This window comes from Amycolatopsis sp. NPDC104863, assembly GCF_055582965.1.
In genome coordinates, this window is sequence record NZ_JBVJOW010000006.1 from 578,260 (window position 1) to 594,417 (window position 16,158).

15 protein-coding genes are annotated in these 16,158 nt (G+C 65.6%); 8 read left to right on the top strand and 7 right to left on the bottom strand.

The annotated features are described in order from the left end of the window. Positions 1–100: 100 nt before the first annotated feature. Positions 101–943, bottom strand: a complete 843-nt coding sequence (locus tag ACZ63J_RS33155; protein ID WP_465401323.1) for a hypothetical protein — start codon at positions 941–943, stop codon at positions 101–103. A gap of 109 nt (positions 944–1,052) precedes the next feature. Further along, positions 1,053–2,003 carry a M64 family metallopeptidase gene (locus ACZ63J_RS33160; protein ID WP_465401324.1) on the bottom strand — a complete coding sequence of 317 codons (951 nt, stop codon included), beginning with the start codon at positions 2,001–2,003 and terminating at the stop codon, positions 1,053–1,055. An 89-nt stretch (positions 2,004–2,092) separates the two neighbouring features. Between ACZ63J_RS33160 and ACZ63J_RS33165 the strand changes: the two genes are divergently transcribed. Beyond that, the gene (locus tag ACZ63J_RS33165; protein WP_465401325.1) at positions 2,093–3,034 is read left to right on the top strand and encodes a LysR family transcriptional regulator; all 942 of its coding nucleotides are present in this window, start codon (positions 2,093–2,095) and stop codon (positions 3,032–3,034) included. A 503-nt stretch (positions 3,035–3,537) separates the two neighbouring features. Here the strand turns inward: ACZ63J_RS33165 and ACZ63J_RS33170 are convergent. Continuing rightward, on the bottom strand, positions 3,538–4,473 hold the full coding sequence (locus ACZ63J_RS33170; protein ID WP_465401326.1) for an amidohydrolase family protein: 936 nt from the start codon (positions 4,471–4,473) through the stop codon (positions 3,538–3,540). Between the two features lie 57 nt (positions 4,474–4,530). On the opposite strand from ACZ63J_RS33170, the gene ACZ63J_RS33175 reads away from it, so the two are divergent. Continuing rightward, positions 4,531–4,989, top strand: a complete 459-nt coding sequence (locus ACZ63J_RS33175; protein WP_465401327.1) for a MarR family winged helix-turn-helix transcriptional regulator — start codon at positions 4,531–4,533, stop codon at positions 4,987–4,989. On the opposite strand, the gene ACZ63J_RS33180 is transcribed toward ACZ63J_RS33175, so the two are convergent. After that, positions 4,982–5,773: a DUF3592 domain-containing protein gene (locus ACZ63J_RS33180; RefSeq protein WP_465401328.1), complete on the bottom strand. Its 792-nt coding sequence runs from the start codon at positions 5,771–5,773 to the stop codon at positions 4,982–4,984. The genes ACZ63J_RS33175 and ACZ63J_RS33180 overlap by 8 nt on opposite strands. A gap of 139 nt (positions 5,774–5,912) precedes the next feature. On the opposite strand from ACZ63J_RS33180, the gene ACZ63J_RS33185 reads away from it, so the two are divergent. The 4 genes from ACZ63J_RS33185 to ACZ63J_RS33200 all read left to right on the top strand — a co-directional run bounded on the left by ACZ63J_RS33185 (position 5,913) and on the right by ACZ63J_RS33200 (position 8,162). Further along, a complete protein-coding gene (locus ACZ63J_RS33185) occupies positions 5,913–6,146 on the top strand; it encodes a hypothetical protein (RefSeq protein ID WP_465338772.1) in 234 nt (77 codons plus the stop codon). Between the two features lie 9 nt (positions 6,147–6,155). After that, entirely contained in the window at positions 6,156–6,323 is a 168-nt protein-coding gene (locus ACZ63J_RS33190; protein WP_465401557.1) for an SDR family NAD(P)-dependent oxidoreductase, read from the top strand. A gap of 50 nt (positions 6,324–6,373) precedes the next feature. Next, a complete protein-coding gene (locus tag ACZ63J_RS33195) occupies positions 6,374–6,565 on the top strand; it encodes a hypothetical protein (RefSeq protein WP_465401329.1) in 192 nt (63 codons plus the stop codon). A gap of 355 nt (positions 6,566–6,920) precedes the next feature. Continuing rightward, a complete protein-coding gene (locus ACZ63J_RS33200; RefSeq protein WP_465401330.1) occupies positions 6,921–8,162 on the top strand; it encodes a cytochrome P450 family protein in 1,242 nt (413 codons plus the stop codon). Positions 8,163–8,990: 828 nt separating this feature from the next. On the opposite strand, the gene ACZ63J_RS33205 is transcribed toward ACZ63J_RS33200, so the two are convergent. Then, entirely contained in the window at positions 8,991–9,218 is a 228-nt protein-coding gene (locus ACZ63J_RS33205; protein WP_465401331.1) for a hypothetical protein, read from the bottom strand. Between the two features lie 172 nt (positions 9,219–9,390). Here ACZ63J_RS33205 and ACZ63J_RS33210 point away from each other — a divergent pair, with 172 nt between their 5' ends. Continuing rightward, the gene (locus tag ACZ63J_RS33210) at positions 9,391–10,101 is read left to right on the top strand and encodes a hypothetical protein (RefSeq protein ID WP_465401332.1); all 711 of its coding nucleotides are present in this window, start codon (positions 9,391–9,393) and stop codon (positions 10,099–10,101) included. Between the two features lie 453 nt (positions 10,102–10,554). Here the strand turns inward: ACZ63J_RS33210 and ACZ63J_RS33215 are convergent, their stop codons facing one another. Together ACZ63J_RS33215 and ACZ63J_RS33220 are read right to left on the bottom strand one after the other, a co-directional pair. Beyond that, a complete protein-coding gene (locus ACZ63J_RS33215) occupies positions 10,555–12,087 on the bottom strand; it encodes a hypothetical protein (RefSeq protein WP_465401333.1) in 1,533 nt (510 codons plus the stop codon). Between the two features lie 396 nt (positions 12,088–12,483). Continuing rightward, positions 12,484–12,648 (bottom strand): hypothetical protein, encoded by a 165-nt coding sequence (locus ACZ63J_RS33220; RefSeq protein ID WP_465401334.1) that lies wholly within the window; start codon positions 12,646–12,648, stop codon positions 12,484–12,486. A 707-nt stretch (positions 12,649–13,355) separates the two neighbouring features. Between ACZ63J_RS33220 and ACZ63J_RS33225 the strand changes: the two genes are divergently transcribed. Beyond that, the gene (locus tag ACZ63J_RS33225; protein ID WP_465401335.1) at positions 13,356–15,905 is read left to right on the top strand and encodes a tetratricopeptide repeat protein; all 2,550 of its coding nucleotides are present in this window, start codon (positions 13,356–13,358) and stop codon (positions 15,903–15,905) included. Positions 15,906–16,158: the final 253 nt, after the last annotated feature.

Consider the following 16,158-nt stretch of genomic DNA (forward strand, 5'->3'; position numbering starts at 1 on the left):
CCATCCCACCCCGGGCGGCCGGCACCCGGCTCATCGCGTTGACCGAGGCTGAGACGTCCCGGCGTGGGAACCACGCACGGGGCGTCGCCGTGGCGGGAGGTCAGCGGTGCACCTGCCACTGGTCGTTGGCGTGCACCACGGTGCGTGACAGGCTCGGGCACAGGAAGTTCGCCGTCGAAGAGTTGGACATCACCGAGGTGTTGCCGGCGCCCGCGGCCTGCCAGGAGCCGTTCAGCTTGATCTTGTAGCTGCTGCTTTCGATGGTCCGGCTGCCGAGTGCGGTGCAGTAGGCCGCGGTGGTGCTGCCGCTGGCGTAGACCTCGAAGATGTTCCAGCTGCGGTTGTCGCGCGACTGGTCGGTGCCCCTCTGGGAGTAGAGGGTGTCCCACCGGTTGGCGCGGTAGTTGAACAGCGACGCGGTCCACGTGTTCGTGCCCGCGTCGGTCTGCTCCACCTTGCCGCGGTAGGAGTCGTGCCCGTTGACCGAGGTCACGTAGCTGGTGCGGAAAGTGGTGTCGATGTCGACCGACTTGGCGACGTTCACGCCGACGCACCAGTCCCAGGCCCAGACCTGCCTGGCCCCGTTGTTGTAGGCGGTCACCAGTTCCACGCACGACTTCGGGGCTTTCATCGTCGGAGCGTAAAGAGTGTCGCCGGAGACGGTCAGGTCGTTGTAGGCCGACTGGATCGCGTCCTGCCCGGTGACCGCGCTGCCCCCGGTGTAGACACCCCAGTCGTCGTGGATGCTGACGGCCGGCGCGCGGCGGGCCGCCTGGCCGGTCCGGATCTCCCGGAACCGGTCGGCGGCGGCGACCTGGGTGGTGCCGTCGACCGCACCGATCACGGAGGCGCCTTCCGCTGCCTGGGGGACGGACGCGGCCACCGACGTGGCCGACGCGCCGAGCATCACTGCGGTGGCGAGCACGATAAGGGTCTTTCGCATCGGAACTCCTTGCCTCGAAACGCATCGAACGGCACGAAAGAGGGCGCGCGGGACCACACGGATCAGGGGGCCCGGGCTTCGGAGACGGTCTTGCCGAGGGTTTACGGCGCTACTTCTCGCGGGAGAACGCGGCGATCATCGCGTCCGCGCCGGGCGGGTTGAAGAGCTGACCCAGGGTGCGCATGATCGAGTTTTCGCTGGGCCGGTACATTCCGGACGCGCAGTACCTGGCTCCCGCGTATGCCCCGACCACTCCGCCGTCGGGCGACGGTTTCCCCAGCCACGCGTACCACTTCACCGCCTGCGCCTTCATCTGCGCCGCCGTGTACGTGGAAGCGTTCGGTTCGCGCGGTTCCCGGGGATCACAGGTGCCGTAGTCGTATTCGTCGGCCAGACCGCCGATGGAGTGACCGAGTTCGTGGGCCACGATCTGGTTCGACTGGGCGTTACCGCCGGAGGACGTTGCCACTTCGCCTCCCGCACCGCCGTACTTCGTGGAGTTGGCCAACACGATGACCTGGTCCACGTCGGGAGCAGCGGCGGCGTACTGCTCGGCCTTGGTTTCGTTGACGCACAGGAGCCGTTCGACGTTCCCGCACCAGAAGTACGCTCCCAAAGCGGTCGTGCGACGCATACCCTTCGGATCGTTGGTGACCCCGCTCTCCGGTGAGACGACGTCCACTCGCCAGATGTTGAACCGGCCGCGGTAGGACTTGTAGGGCTCGATGGCGAACAACGCGGCAACGCTGGTCCGGACGTGCTGTGCATAGGTCGTCAGCTGGCTCGCGGTGTAGCCGTCACCGACAAAAACGAGATCCAGCGTGCTCGCGCTGGGGCCGTGGGTCTCGACCGGCGTCACGGCGCTGCCGTCGACGCCGAGGGGGGCGGCCGTGCGATCCGACGAAGGTCTCGTGATCGGCACGCGGTGAATGCCACCGGCGGGATCGAACACCTCCATCGAGGTCGTGAAGTTCACCGGAGTGGTCGCGCCGGCCACGCCCGGCAGGAGGAGGGAGAGGAGGACGGCGGCCGCCGCCGGCCGCGGAACCCGGTGTCGCATGCGTGCTCCCTGGGGACGGGGGAAGTACGTCCGACGGTGCCGACTTTCGTCGCTGCCGGGACCTCCCAGTTGTCCATAACGTCCAGGTGATGGAGATCGAGCTGCGGCACCTGCGCGCGCTGTGCGCGGTGGCCGATGCCGGCAGCATCACCCGCGCGGCGGCGGTCACCGGCACCAGCCAGCCCGCGCTCACCGCGACGGTGCAGCGGATCGAACGTGCCTTCGGCGGTGTCCTGTTCCTGCGCGGCCGAAACGGCGTGACACCCACCGCACTCGGCGACCGCGTGCTGGAGCACGCGCGGGTGATCACCGCGTCCGCCGGCACGATGATGACCGACGTCGAGCAGTGGGTGGCGCGTGGTTCGGCGGAGCGGGTGGCCGTAGGCGGCTTCGCCGGGTCGATGGTGATCGACTTGGCGGAACGTCTCGGCCGGGGCGAGGAGGAAGTCTCGGTGATGACCGAGTTCTCTCCCCTCCGGCTGCTGAACCTGCTGGCGGCCGGGCAGCTCGATGTGGTGGTGGTGGCCGACTACCCGGGGTACCACCTCGCCGCACCGCCGGGGGTGTTCCTGCGCAAGCTCGCCCTGGAACCGGTGTTCGTCGCGCTGGCCGCCGACCACCCGCTGGCCACCGGCGCGCGGCTGGCGTTGCCGGACCTGGCCGCCGAGCGGTGGGTCCTCGGCCCGTCCGACGGTGCGGGCTGGCCGGAGTCGTTCGAAAAAGCCTGCCGGCGAGCCGGGTTCCGGCCGAACGTGGCGCATCGCAGCGCGGACGTCGCGCCGCTTCGGCGCCTGATCGTGACCAACCGCGTGTTGTCTCCGTGCCTGCCGACCTTCCCGGAGTCCGCCGAGATCACGGTCAGGTGGCTCGAGCGGGACCCGCTCTGGATCCGGTACCTGATCGGCTGGCGAGACGACGGGATCTTCGGTGAGCGACCGGACGAGCTGTTCGCCGAAGCCGTCGCCGCGCACCGGGCCGGGATCGGCGCCAGTGCGGTGTACCGGCGGTGGTCGGCCTGCCGTGGCCGATGAGAATCGAGGGAGGTACCCGGCAATCCGGCGCCCCTGACCGCTTTTCACGGTGTCGTGGCCACCGACGTTGCGCGCTACCGACCCCTGGCGTGGTTCGCCGTGCCCGGCCCGGTACCGCACTTCACTTCGATCCAGCGTGAACCAACCCAGGACGACCCGTCCCTGGCCTGCGCAGCAGCGAAGGCCGCTCTGCGCACCTAAAAGCCGTCGCGGCGCCGATACCCCACCAGACGGAGACGTCACCCTGAGCCGCAATCGCCTCCCCTCAGCCGGCAGCGAGCGCAGGAGTTCCGATGGCTGCCAGCACGCTCACCCACCTCAACTTCACCGGCGACGCCCGCGCGGCGCTGGAGTTCTACCAGGCCGTGTTCGGCGGCCACCTCGCGCTCGTGGAGCACGGCACCCAGCTCGAGGACAGCGTTGACGGACGCGACCGGAGGCATCGCCGCACCGGCCCGCCCGGCTTCACCGCGCACCCACGGAGTCACCCACACCGACGGCCGTCAGCCGGCGGCGAGCCGGGGGAACAACGCTTCTCCGGCGGCGCGGTCGACATCAGGGAACCGCTCCGCGCCAGGGCCGTCGTAAGCGGTGAGGTACCGGTCGAACTCCCCGCGCCAGTCCTCGGGCGCGAACGGGAAGTCGCTGCCGTAGAGGACGTGCCCGGGCTCGGCGAAGGCGAACAGCGACGGCAGCGACGTCGCGGCGGCGGACAACGCGGTGTCGAAGTAGAACTTCCGCAGGCCGGCCAGGATGCCGTCCGGGGTCGTGCCGGGGTTGAACATCGCCGCGCCGGCGAACCGGTGCGCGGCGAACGGCAGGAAGCCCCCGGCGTGCGAAAGGATGATCCGCAACTCCGGGTGCCGGTCGAACACCCCGTGCGCCACCAGGTCGAGCGCGGTGCGCGTGGTGTCGAACGGGAAGTCCAGCAGGGGGCTCGGCAGGCCCTCGAGCCGGGCGATCGGCGGCTCGGCGGGATGCACGAACACCACGGCGCGGCGCGCGGCCAGCTCCGTCCACAGTGGCCCGTAAGCCGGGTCGCCCAGGTACCGGCCGCGGGCGTTGGACAGCAGGACGACACCGTCGGCGTGCAGATCGTCCAAGGCACGCACCGCCTCGGCGACCGCGCCGTCGAAGTCGGGCAAGGGGAGCACCGCGAAGTGCCCGAACCGATCGGGGGTGTCCTTGACGAGCTCGGCCTGGAAGTCGTTGACCGCGCGAGCCAGGTCGCGGGCCGCGGCGTCGTCGCCGAAGTGCACGCCTGGCGCGCTGATGGACAGCATGCCGGTGGCGATGCCAGCGTCGTCCATCATCGCCGTCGCGGCGCTCGGGGTCCACGCGGGCGTCGGCCACCCACCGGCGGTCAGCCCGCTGCTTTCGAGGGCTTCCCGGTAGCGGGCGGGAAGGAGGTGCTGGTGGACGTCGATCCGGTCACCCATGTTTTCTAGCCTCCTAATAACTAGGTTGCTAACTATTTTTTTGCTAGGCTAACGCGCATGACGACGACCGGCAACCAGCCCCCCACGACCGCGGAGGTCGACGAGCTCGTGCAGGCGGCCGACGCGGTCTTCTTCGCCATGCGCAAGGCCCGCTCGGCGGGCGCGGACCGCGACGGCGGGCTGTCGCTTCCCCAGGTCACGCTCCTCGAGCCCCTGGCCGCCGAGCCGGAACTGCCGGTCGGCCGGCTCGCCGCCGCGGCCGACGTGACCGTCCCCACCGCCACCCGGATGCTCCAGCAGCTGGAAACCGCCGGAATCGTGGCGCGCCGCCGCTCACCAGAAGACGAGCGCAAGGTCCTGGTGACGTTGACCCCGGAAGGCAGCGAACGGCTGACCCGCCTGCTGAACCGCCGGCGCGAACGTCAAGCCGAGGCGTTCGGCGTGTTCTCCCCCGCGGAACGCCGGCAGCTCGTCACCTTGCTCCACAAGCTCGTGCCGGTGATCACCCTCAACTGACTTCACGCCCGGCGCGAGGCGTTCGGCCGAACGCCGGAACCGCGAACGGGCGCCGACCGCCTCGCACGAACAGGACCACCATGTCCGAGCCCGCACCGCCCACCCAGGCCGGTCGTCCGGGCTGGTGCCACAGGTGCGTGCTGCCGTGACTCGACACCGAGGCCCGCAGCTCGGCCCGGCTGCCGTCGCGGTACTGGACGAGCAGGTCCGGCAGATGCCTGAGCGTGCGAACCGGATAGTCGGGCCGAACGGTGACCGAGGCCGCTCGCCAGCCGGTCCGCAGCACGGCGCGGTGCCGTCGTCGCCACCGGAATGAAGCGACGACGGCGAACCCGGCCGCGACGAGCAGGCACAGGCCGAGGAACCAGAATAACGCCGACAAGCGGGAATCCATGCCGTCTTCCAGCGTCGTACGCACCCGCGACGGGTTCGCCGGGTCGTAGATGACCGTGAGAGTCCGGCCCTTGATGTAACGCCGTCCCGAGTTCACCGGGATGGTGGCGTAGCGCAGGTCGCCTCGCACGTCGTAGGACACGCGGAGTGCGTTCGGGTGCTCGTCGAACCGCAGCACCGTCCCGGTCACCCGGACCCCGTCATCGAGGAGCTGCCGGGCCGGGTGCTCGTAAACGATCAGGCCGGCGAACACGCCTCCAGCCGCGACCAGCCACAGCACCGCGATGGCCAGCGCACGGAGACCGAACTTCCGAAGCTCGGCACCACGGGCGGCCGCGTCCGGCGGTGCCTCGTCTTCCTCTCGAGGCAACCAGGCCGTGTCGCCGTCCATCCGTCGACAGTAGTCGATGTCACGAGCCGACAAGGCATCCCCCGCCCGGGTAAGAACGACCTCCGGCCGGCAGGAACTTGTTACACATGACGGTCGATACACGATCATCCTGTAGACGATGAGCGGGAAAGGGAGGCGCGTGACAAGCGAACGGCGAGCGCGGCTGGTGCCTGCCAGCCGCGAAGTCAGCATCTCCGACGAACGCGGCGCCGAAGTTCTGCGCTACCGCGGAATTTGCGTCGTCCACCTGGAAGGCAACGAGCCGGTGAAGCAAACTTGGCTCCCACTCGGCGCCTCCCCCAGCTTCGCCGACGACGAGGCCTTGATCGCGACCTGGCACGCAGCCCTGCGGTGGTGCCAGGACTGCGCTTGAGACGGCTCGCTGGTCAACAACGCCGGGCACAGGCCCACCGGCGCGATCGAAGAAGTCACCGCCGAGCAAGCCCGTGCGCAGATGGACGTCGACTACTTCGGTACGCTGTGGACCACCCGCGCCGTGGTGCCAGGGATGCGCGAGCGCCGCTCCGGCCGGATCCTGCAGGTCTCCTAGATCGGCGGGCTCGTCGCCTACGCCGCGATGGGCATCTACCAGGCCGCCAAGTGGGCCCTGGAGGCCATGAGCCCGAGGTCGAGGCCCGCGGCATCCACGTGACGCTGAACCTACCGCTGAGGGTGTTGTTCGGCACCGGCGGCCTCGACGCGCTGCGCACGGAGTTCGCCGGCCGGCTCGCCAGGCTGCAGGAGTGGGACCAACGCTCCCGCCTCGCCCAGGGCAACCCGGCCGGGAACTGACCGCATGACCCACACCGTTCACGAGCAACTCACGGTTATCGTCCCGCTGCACCGGAGCAGGGCTCGTGCTCGTCGCCCGCCCTGCCGCGACCCGAGCGGATCGACCTGCGGCTCGACAGTGTTGACGCGCAGCCTTTCCGCGCCCATCAAAACCAGCACCCAAAAGTGACGAACTTCCAAGCTTTCACCCGTTGAGGGCACGCGTGCCACGTCCTTGCAATGGCACGATGGTCGATGCTGTCGACCGGCCGGTCCGTGGGGGATACCGTGACGCGAAAACGGAAAGCCGCGTGCCGGCATTCCGTATTTCGAGTTCGCCGGGGTCCGTGCGAAAACCGGCAGGGGGAAAACGAGAATGGAACAGCCGATCACGCTCGACGTAAACGCCTCCGACGTGCACGCCGAAGGCGCCCGCTTACGGGAACGGGGGCCGGTCACCCGGATCGAACTGCCCGGCGGCGTTCCGGCCTGGGCCGCTACCGGGAACGATGTCCTCCGCCGGCTGCTGGCCGACCCCCGGGTGTCCAAGGATGCGGTGCAGCACTGGCCCGCGTTCACCAACGGGGAAATCGCCGACGACTGGCCGTTGCGAATCTGGGTTTCGATCCGGAACATGTTCACCGCCTACGGAGCCGACCACCGGCGGCTGCGTTCCCTGATGGCCGCCGCCTTCACGGTCCGCCGCACCGAGGCGCTCCGCCCGAAAGTCGAAGAAATCACCCGGGACCTGCTCGACGCCATCGAGGCGGATTCCGGCGACGCGCCCGTCGACCTGCGAGCGCGATACGCCTACCCGCTGCCGATCGAGGTCATCTGCCGGCTGTTCGGCATCCCGGACGACAAACAAGCCGGAATCCGCGAAGTAGTGGACGCCTTCTTCGACAGCGCGATCACCGAGCAACAGGCGCAGGCCAACGTGGCGGCGGCGTACGCCCTGTTCACCGAACTGATCACACAGAAGCGCGCAGCCCCCGCCGACGACCTGACCAGCGCCCTGATCGCCGCACGAGACGACCAAGACGGCGCACTGACCGAAACCGAGCTCGTCGACACGCTGATGCTGATGATGACCGCCGGCCACGAGACCACGGTGAACCTGCTCGACCACGCCGTCACCGCCCTGCTGACCCACCCCGATCAGCTCGCCACGGTCCGGTCCGGGCAACAGTCCTGGACCGCCGTGGTGGAAGAGACGCTGCGCTGGCAGGCGCCGATCCCGTACACGCCGCTGCGCTACGCGATCGAGGACATCGAGGTCGACGGCACTTTGATCCGGCGCGGCGACGCGATCCTGGTCGGCTTCGGCGCCGCCGGACGCGACCCCGCCCAGCACGGCGACACCGCCGACGAGTTCGACATCACCCGTGCGGCCGCACCCCACCTCACCTTCGGCTACGGCGTGCACCACTGCCCTGGCGCGCCGCTGGCCCGGCTCGAAGCCGAGGTGGCGCTCCCGGCGTTGTTCGACCGCTTCCCGGAGCTGAGCCTCGCCGTGCCACCGGAGGAACTGACCACCCTGCCGACGTTCCTGTCCAACGGGCACACCAGCCTGCCCGTCCACCTCCGGCCCCGCACCTCGCCGACAACGGAACCGTGAATCCGAACGCCTGACAGTTACGGAAAACATCGAGCTGCACTTATCCGCGACTAACGCCTACCTGCCCGGCGATGAGGCCGACCGCATGGGAGAGCCGGTCTCCCGCGCAGACGACACCCGGCCGTGATCAGCGTAGACATCGGCCATCAAAACAAGCGATTCACGGACGACATCAGGATACTCGGGGTCTGGCCGGGATACACGATATCCATCGGGTCAGCCTCCTCCAGGCAGTCCAGCAAGATCGCTACGGTCCGCTGGTATCTTCGATTCAGCACAGCTCTGACCGCGGCGTGTTCTTTCGGAGTATTCAGTAGCGCCCAGAAGGGTGGACTGAGTGGGCGTAAGTCGTCCGGCCGAACGCCTCCCCCGAAGTGACACCGCTCGCACGCCCTCTCCCACGTCCTGCCGCTATTGGCTTCCGCCTCAGCCCCGGCTTGATGCACACCTGTCCGAGCTGAACTGGCAGAGGCAAACGGATTCAAACCCGTGTAGTGAGAGTTCGAATCCCTCCGGGGGCGGGACCAACTCTGACCTGCGAAAACAGGTCTCTGGACGGGCCTGCTTGGAACAGTGATCCAGTCCGGGATGTCCGATTGCGTACGGCTGAAACCGTTGGCGTGCCGTCTTCTCCGACGAGCGGACCGGCCTGGTCCTGAACGAGGTTGTGCTGGGTCTTCGCCGCGCTCGAACGACTCAAGCTCAAAGTGGCCCGATGCGCGGGCGGCGAGCACGCACCGCCGGACCAGAGAAACTGCATTGTCGCCAATGTGCGCCAGACGGTCTAAAGAGCCGCTGGGCCGATGCTGCCCACCTCGACCCGCAGGATCAGCCCGGGCCCACCGTGATCACGTGAGCACGGCCCGCCACTGCCGCACCGACTTCGCGCGTGGTCAAATAGAAGGTGGCCTCGTGCGGTTTCGCACCGTTGTCCACCATGTAGCCGCTCTCCAGCACTCCGTCCGCGCGGGGGAAGAGGGTCGTCAGGTTGGGGCGGGCTGTGACCAGGTCGTCGCGGTCGGCGATGTTGACCCAGCGGGCGAGGCCGCCGGGCACCGCCGGCGGCTGCGGACGGGTCGAAGCGGGCCGATCGACCTGCGACCCGAGCGGCCGCGCCCTCCGATCAGCCGGGCCCGTTCAATCGTTGATCGCCGTCGGCCCGCCAAGAGGAGCTCCGAGCTGACAGAGTGGTCACCCGTCCCAACACGCGACAACCCGGAGGCAAGCGGTGCCGCTGACCGAACTGAAGCTCACGCCGTTGCCTGGTGCGCCGTACGGAGGCGAGGTCACCGCCGCATGGAGGTACCTCACGGCCACACACCAGAGCGTCAGCGGTCTTTTCGACGCTCTCCACGTATTGCGGGTAAAGGGGCAACAGGTCAAGGAGGAGAGTCGGGGAAAGCTGTCAGCCGACCAGCAGGACCTGTTACGCGCTGCGCTCGTGTTCACCTCCGGTGGCCTGGACGCGTGCCTGACGCGGCTGTTGCGCGACACCTTGCCGCCCTTGATTGCCACTGACGACGCCGCCGAGAAGCAGTTCAAAAAGTGGGTCGGCAACCGACTCGACAACAAGGTGGTCGGTGAACTCCGCCTCGCCGTGCTGGACGCTGATCCGCGTGCGCGGCTGGTCGAGCTGTACGTGAAGGCGATCTCCACCCCGAGCCTGCAGGCCACCGGCGACTTGTGCACCGTCCGCGATGCGCTCGGCCTCACCGACGCCCAGATCAGCGACGTCCTGATCGGCGGGCTGGCACCGTTCTTCGCCGCTCGCAACGAGATCGCCCACGAGCTTGACCTGGTCGAACCCGTCGGGCCCGGCACACCAACGCGCCGTCAGCGCGGGATGGAAGCGGTGCGGGCGCAGTGCGACGACGTGGTGATGTTCGTGGCCTTGATCATCCGGGAGACTGTGCGCGCGGTCCGCGCCGGCCGACCTTGAGCGCGGTTCTGCGCTGCGTCACCGGGTTGCAGGGCTCGATGCGCGAGGGGCTGGCGGCGTTCGCGGAGATGCCTGTCAGCGCCGACTGAACCGACGCCTTGAACATTTTGCTTAACGCCGCCGCAGAGCTGCAAGCTTTCGAGCTCGACGGCACCCTCTCCAAGCGTGCCACGCCGCCGCCCTTTGGGCACGCAGTGGCTCGCCGACCTCGCGCGGCTGAGGTCGCCAGCGGTCCGAGAACCATCCGGACGGCGAACCGGTGCCGGTCGTGCCACATAGAGAAGCCGGTCTCCGGTTGCGGGCCGCAACTTCGTCCGGCCCGGCCGCGGCCTTGCCACAATTCGAGCCCGTCGACCGGGGCCGTCTCGTCACGCACGGTCTGGTCGGGCCACCACAGCCAAATCGTACGTCGATCGCGCGATCTGCAAGCCGGCACCCTCGGCGAGAACCGTGTCAGGCATCGGCTAGCCAGCGATGCCACGCACCTGGATTCGTCCCGACCTTGAGGGGGATACCGAGCTGGGCCAGCGCGCCGGGGTAACGGTCTTCGTAGACGGCGTTAACGGCAGTGGCGTACTCGGCGCGGTGCAGCAGCCACGCCGCCGGCAGCCGACGACACTGCAGGGTCTCTCCCCGCTCCCCCGCGAGATCGCCGTCGATAACCCCGCGGCGCAGCAGCCCGGTGACAAGCTCCGTCCGCTCCCGCATGCGGCGCTCGAAGGAACGAATCTTTGTCCCGTCGTCGGGGTCCATGGCCAGCAGGTCAATGATTCCCCACGACGGCGAAACGGCTTCAACCCTGACCGCGGCGGCCAGCCAGGGCAGATCGAGCATCCGCGCCACGTGCAAGCGATGGTTACCGTCACTCCCGACGCGGTACAGCGGTCCGGCCCACCCTGGCGCCATCATCAAGTCGATCTTGGGCGAGAAGAGTCTGGAGGTGAACGCTTCCAGGTCGTCGGCGTCCAGTAGCCCGGTCGCGATCTCCAGCGGCTTCTCGTCCCGGTGCCCGCCGAAGTCGCCCCACACGGGGTGGCGGGTGGCGACCACCAGCCGGGGCGGCACCCACATCACTGTGTTGGCGAAGCCGAGATGATCACGATTGTCGGCGGGCGGGAGGGCGGTGAGCACCTTCTGGTGACGCAGCCGCTGCGGATCGGCGATATTGAGCCCTGCACCGCGCTCGGCGAGGAACTCCTCGACATCCTCGGCGCGTCGGCGAAGCGCGTCACGGGCTTCCTGGACCGCCCGCACGTGCTCGGCATAGGCCGTGCCGCGGCGGGCCAGCAACTTCGCCACCGACGGGCCCTCGGGGGAACGGTCGGCATCCGCGACATTCGACGCGAGAGGCATCGGGGAAGCCGGTGGATCGAAGACGATCTTCGGCGGCCGGTCGTGGAAGAACCAGGCCAGAGTGTGCGCCGCCGATGCGGCGGTCGCCGCGCTCCCCCAAAACTTCCACGGCGCAACGTCGGCGGTCTGGGACGTGGAAGTGGCGACGAAGCCGCCATGCTCATCGATGTCGACCTTCCACACCGGCGCCTCAGACGAAGGAGGTCTGCGCATTGACTCGAGATCCGCGTCGACCAGGCGCGCCCGGTGCAGCGCGGATTGCTTCTGGAGTTCCTCGATGGTGGTTCCCGCCTCCAAGACAAGCCCGACCAGCCGGCGGGCCTCAGCAGTCAGCTCATAAGCTGCGTTAATCTGCGAGCACAGTTCCCGTGCCGAGTCAGTGATGGCCGAGACATCGAAGTAGACCCGCTCGGACTCGAGCAGGGCCAGAATCCGGCGCGCGTGGTCGGATGCTCCCAGCAGCGCATGCCACAGGTAGCTCCAATCCGGCGCGTCACCGGACTCCTCCTCGGACGCTGCGTTCTCTGCGTCGGTGCCGTGCACACTTTCGGCTAGAAAGTGGCCGATCTTCTCACGCTCGTCGTCCTCCAACAGCCGCGTCAGCGCGAGAACCAGCCGCCCGATGGCGGTCATGAGGCATCGGCCGACGCACTCGCCGTCCGGTTCGATGTCGCAGGCCGGGCGACACGGACGGGAACGGTGAGAAGGCCGCAGTATCGGACAGTCGCGGCCAGCCACAGCGGTATCATGACCCCACAGAGGATCGCGGTCCGGGCACCCGTCACGAGCTCACGCCGTCCGTCTCGTCGGGCGCTTTCCGCAGCTGGGAAGGATCCAGAGACCACCGCCTGTGGCCGGTCTGGGTACATGACGGCCGACACCGCGGCGTCGTAGCCATCGTCAAGTCCAGTCCTGCTCGCGTCGAAGATGCTCTCCCAGTCGAATCCCATGGGAGAACCCTATTCGCAGCTCCGGTCGCCGGGTCCAGCATACGTTCGTACGACGCGCACCCCCTCGAGCGGGCGTGCTTCAGCTCTGGAAGCCGTTGAGAAACACCGCCATGTTTGCCACGGCATCGCCGACCAGCTCACCACGGCTCACCACGCCGTCAGCGTCGTCCGCGTCAACGGCTGGGGTCATCGCATCGAGGCAGCTGCTCGCGCCAATCAGCAATGCCCTGCGTTTGCCGGCCATCAGATCACTCCTCGCGTGCGGCAACACAACTTATGTCGGAAAGGCGCGGCGCTGCGTAACCAGGTCGGGCTTCCTCAGCCTGCTTGAGACGTCGCAGGGTCGCTTCGATGTTGCCCTGGTTGGGCTTTACCAAGGCCAACCGCATGAGCATCTCCGCAACCGGCCCGCGCAGGTGCCCATATGCCGTACTCAGGCCGCGCGCGGCCGCGGTGCCATCGTCAGCATCAGCAGCAGCTCCGCAGCGAGCCCCGGTCTCGGCACCGGCATCTACGGCGCCGCCAAGGCTGCGCATGATCGAGAGGTCCTGAGGAACTCAGCTTTGGTGACCCAAACCTGCGCGCCGCGCCGGCGGGCAACGGTGACCAGGTCGCCGGTTATGTAGGCCGATGGGCCGCCCGCTCGGCCCGACTCGGCGGACGGAGAGCAGGACGCCCAGCCCGCCAGCGGAGCCGAGGTCAAGCACGGTCCCACCGGCCTTCAAGTCGGCGACGGCGAGTGACATCGGCGCAGCGTCCGACCAGCTAGACCTGCCGTCGCCGTCAACGACCCAAGCGCCAACCCGCGACTGGCCAAGTCCTAGCGCGTACAAAACACGAACCCCCCTCATGCGGCATCATGATTGTAGACCGTGACACGGCCCGACAGGAGTTCGAATGCGTCCTCGCGCGCGAGTAGCGCTGATAACGACCCTGGGCATCTCCCTTGGCTTGATCGGCAATCTGGCAACGAATACTGTCGAACTATCAGGTAAATGGGCCATCTATCTATGGCTACTGATTGCCGCACTCACCTTCACAGCAGTAGCACTTAACGTGAGGCAGAACAGAAATGACGTCGACAAACCGGACATGTCGGACCATTTACATGGCATGCGTCAAGGTAAGTTGAGTTCGATTGTCCAAGCAAACCGAGTTGAGCACGTAGAAATTCACGGCGACTTTAATGCTTCGAGACCAGTAATCTCCAGAAATAACATTGGGACAATACCTCCGCGCGCATACAGTTTCCAAAGCCGAAGCGAGCTCCTTGAAATAGCCGAAGCGGCCACAAGTTCGTCCGCTGCTGTATTGATGGGAGCTGGCTCACACATTCTCCTTGGATTAGGTGGCGTCGGTAAGACGCAACTTGCGGCAGAACACGCCCGGAGGCGTTGGAATAAGGGTGAGATAGACCTCCTCATATGGATCGAAGCAATGTCTCGTCAGGCCATAATAGACGGATACTCGCGAGCGGCCAGGCGAATACTTTCCACAACCGAGCTCGACGCCAATAAAGCCTCCGAAGACTTCCTCGACTGGCTATCCACAGCAGAATTAAATTGGCTAGTCGTACTAGACGACATCCAATCTCCTTCCGATACTAATAATCTTTGGCCCCCGCACACGAAATTCGGCCAAACCATTGCAACAACTCGTCGGCGCGACTCCGCCTTTCGTCGCGACGGTCGAACACTGGTCGAGATCGGAACTTTTGCACGAAAGGATGCCGAAGCGTTCCTGAAGAGCCACCTTGTCGAACATCCAAACCAGGCCGTCGGAGCCGAGTCATTAGCCGAAGCGCTCGATTTCTTGCCGCTAGCACTGGCGCAAGCTGCAGCATACATTGCTGACCACCAGGCGTTAACATGCGTGAGCTATCGTGACAAGTTGATAAACCGTAAAAGTGCACTGGTACAGTTATTGCCAAATAAGGATGAACTCCCGGATGAACATCGCGACACAGTTGCATCGACATGGTCACTGTCCATATCTTCCGCAAACGAGCTACCTCCAGTTGGCCTAGCTCACCCGTTACTGAACTTTACAGCACTAATGGACCCTAATGGCATACCTCGTCAAATCCTATCTACTTCGGCGGTTCAACAGTATTTACAGGACTTTCTACACGACGGCAAAGTGCGCGAAGATACTTACGCAATGGCACTGTCGTGCCTGCACCGCTTTAACTTAATCGCGTACTCGTCGGAGACCCCAAACCAGCTTGTGCGAGTTCACGCTTTGGTTCAGCGCGTCGCCCGAGAATCACTCACCGAAGAGCAATTTGATATCGTCGTGAATTGCGCAGCAAAGGCCCTCATCGAAGCTTGGGCACAAGTGGGAGCCGATACTGAACTAGCGGCAATACTTCGCAGCAACACATCCACGCTCAACAAATTAGCCGACGATCTAATCTGGGCCAAAAACAATCAATCCATATACTTTTTAGCAGGAATAAATCTCGGACAATGCGGTCAAGTAGCTGCCGCTATTGAATACTTCACAAGCATCCAAGAACGAGCAGTCCGCAGCCTTGGCCCCGATCACGTTGACACGTTGTCAGCCCGATTTAACATAGCTTACTGGCGCGGAATAGCCGGGGACCCCATTGGATCGAAAGAATCTCTGCGCAGTGTTTTGGACGATCAAGAACGAGCTCTTGGAGGCAACCACCCTGACACATTGAGTACCCGTGCCAGCATTGGCTACATGCAGGGACGAGCGGGCAACTACTTAGATGCCGCCTCGATACTTGAACGGCTGCTCGCCGATCAAAAACGCATCCTTGGCCCAAGCCACCCAGACACCATGACCACAAGGAGCAACCTTCAACGATGGCGAGGATTAGCCGGAAACCCAGCTGATGCAGCCGCCGCCCTTCAAAAGTTACTCATTGAACAAATAAGGGTACTTGGACCGAACCACCCTCACACCTTAACAACCCGACATAATGCAGCATATCTTCAAGGAGTTTCGGGAGACCCAGAATATGCAGCAGAAGCCCTAGCAAGAGTTGCATCAGAAAGAGCACAAATCCTTGGAGGCGACCACCCGGACACATTCACCGCACGCCACAATGCGGCCTACTGGCAGGGAGTAACGGGCGATACAGAGAAATCCTTATCTGAGCTGAAACACGTATTAAAGGATCAATTGCGCGTACTCGGGAAGGATCACCCGCATACACTATCTACACGGCGCGACATCGCACGCTGGCACGGTTTTATGGGTGACCACAAGGCGGCACATCAAGCGCTTGAGTCCGTACTGATAGATCAACTTCGAGTGCTGGGTTCCGAGCATATCGACACAAAGTCAACGAAAGCTGACTGCGATCATTGGGGACGACTTGCGGAAAGTCCCCAATCGGCCGAAGAGTTCCTGAGAAACTTGCTGTCCGAACAAACGCATAAATTTGGCGCAAGGTTCTACCGAACACGCTGGACTCGCATTACCTTAGAAAGGTACATAAAATCAAGAAGCAAAGGGTCGGCATCCTGATTATACGAACAATTCGACGATTCGCGGCTGCAAACTGCCGAATATCCCTTGGCGGCGATCCCCGTGGTCGCCCGACCGGTGCTGGCAGACAGTTCCTTTCCGGCGCATACCGGCTCTGCTCCTGCACAGACCAACGCGAATGTCGTGGCCGAATTTTGCCGCCATATCTTAGTCCAAACCTGCAGCGTTCAGTGCCGACGTGGGCGAAGGCGATACCGTGTACGGCCACCGACTCTGACTGCCTCCGAAGCGG

Coding starts and splice junctions, on each gene's coding strand:
- ACZ63J_RS33175 (WP_465401327.1), top strand. CDS start 4,531: ATGACGACGACCGGCAACCAGCCCCCCACGACCGCGGAGGTCGACGAG.
- ACZ63J_RS33215 (WP_465401333.1), bottom strand. CDS start 12,087: ATGACCGCCATCGGGCGGCTGGTTCTCGCGCTGACGCGGCTGTTGGAG.
- ACZ63J_RS33160 (WP_465401324.1), bottom strand. CDS start 2,003: ATGCGACACCGGGTTCCGCGGCCGGCGGCGGCCGCCGTCCTCCTCTCC.
- ACZ63J_RS33170 (WP_465401326.1), bottom strand. CDS start 4,473: ATGGGTGACCGGATCGACGTCCACCAGCACCTCCTTCCCGCCCGCTAC.
- ACZ63J_RS33165 (WP_465401325.1), top strand. CDS start 2,093: ATGGAGATCGAGCTGCGGCACCTGCGCGCGCTGTGCGCGGTGGCCGAT.
- ACZ63J_RS33200 (WP_465401330.1), top strand. CDS start 6,921: ATGGAACAGCCGATCACGCTCGACGTAAACGCCTCCGACGTGCACGCC.
- ACZ63J_RS33220 (WP_465401334.1), bottom strand. CDS start 12,648: ATGGCCGGCAAACGCAGGGCATTGCTGATTGGCGCGAGCAGCTGCCTC.
- ACZ63J_RS33155 (WP_465401323.1), bottom strand. CDS start 943: ATGCGAAAGACCCTTATCGTGCTCGCCACCGCAGTGATGCTCGGCGCG.
- ACZ63J_RS33180 (WP_465401328.1), bottom strand. CDS start 5,773: ATGGACGGCGACACGGCCTGGTTGCCTCGAGAGGAAGACGAGGCACCG.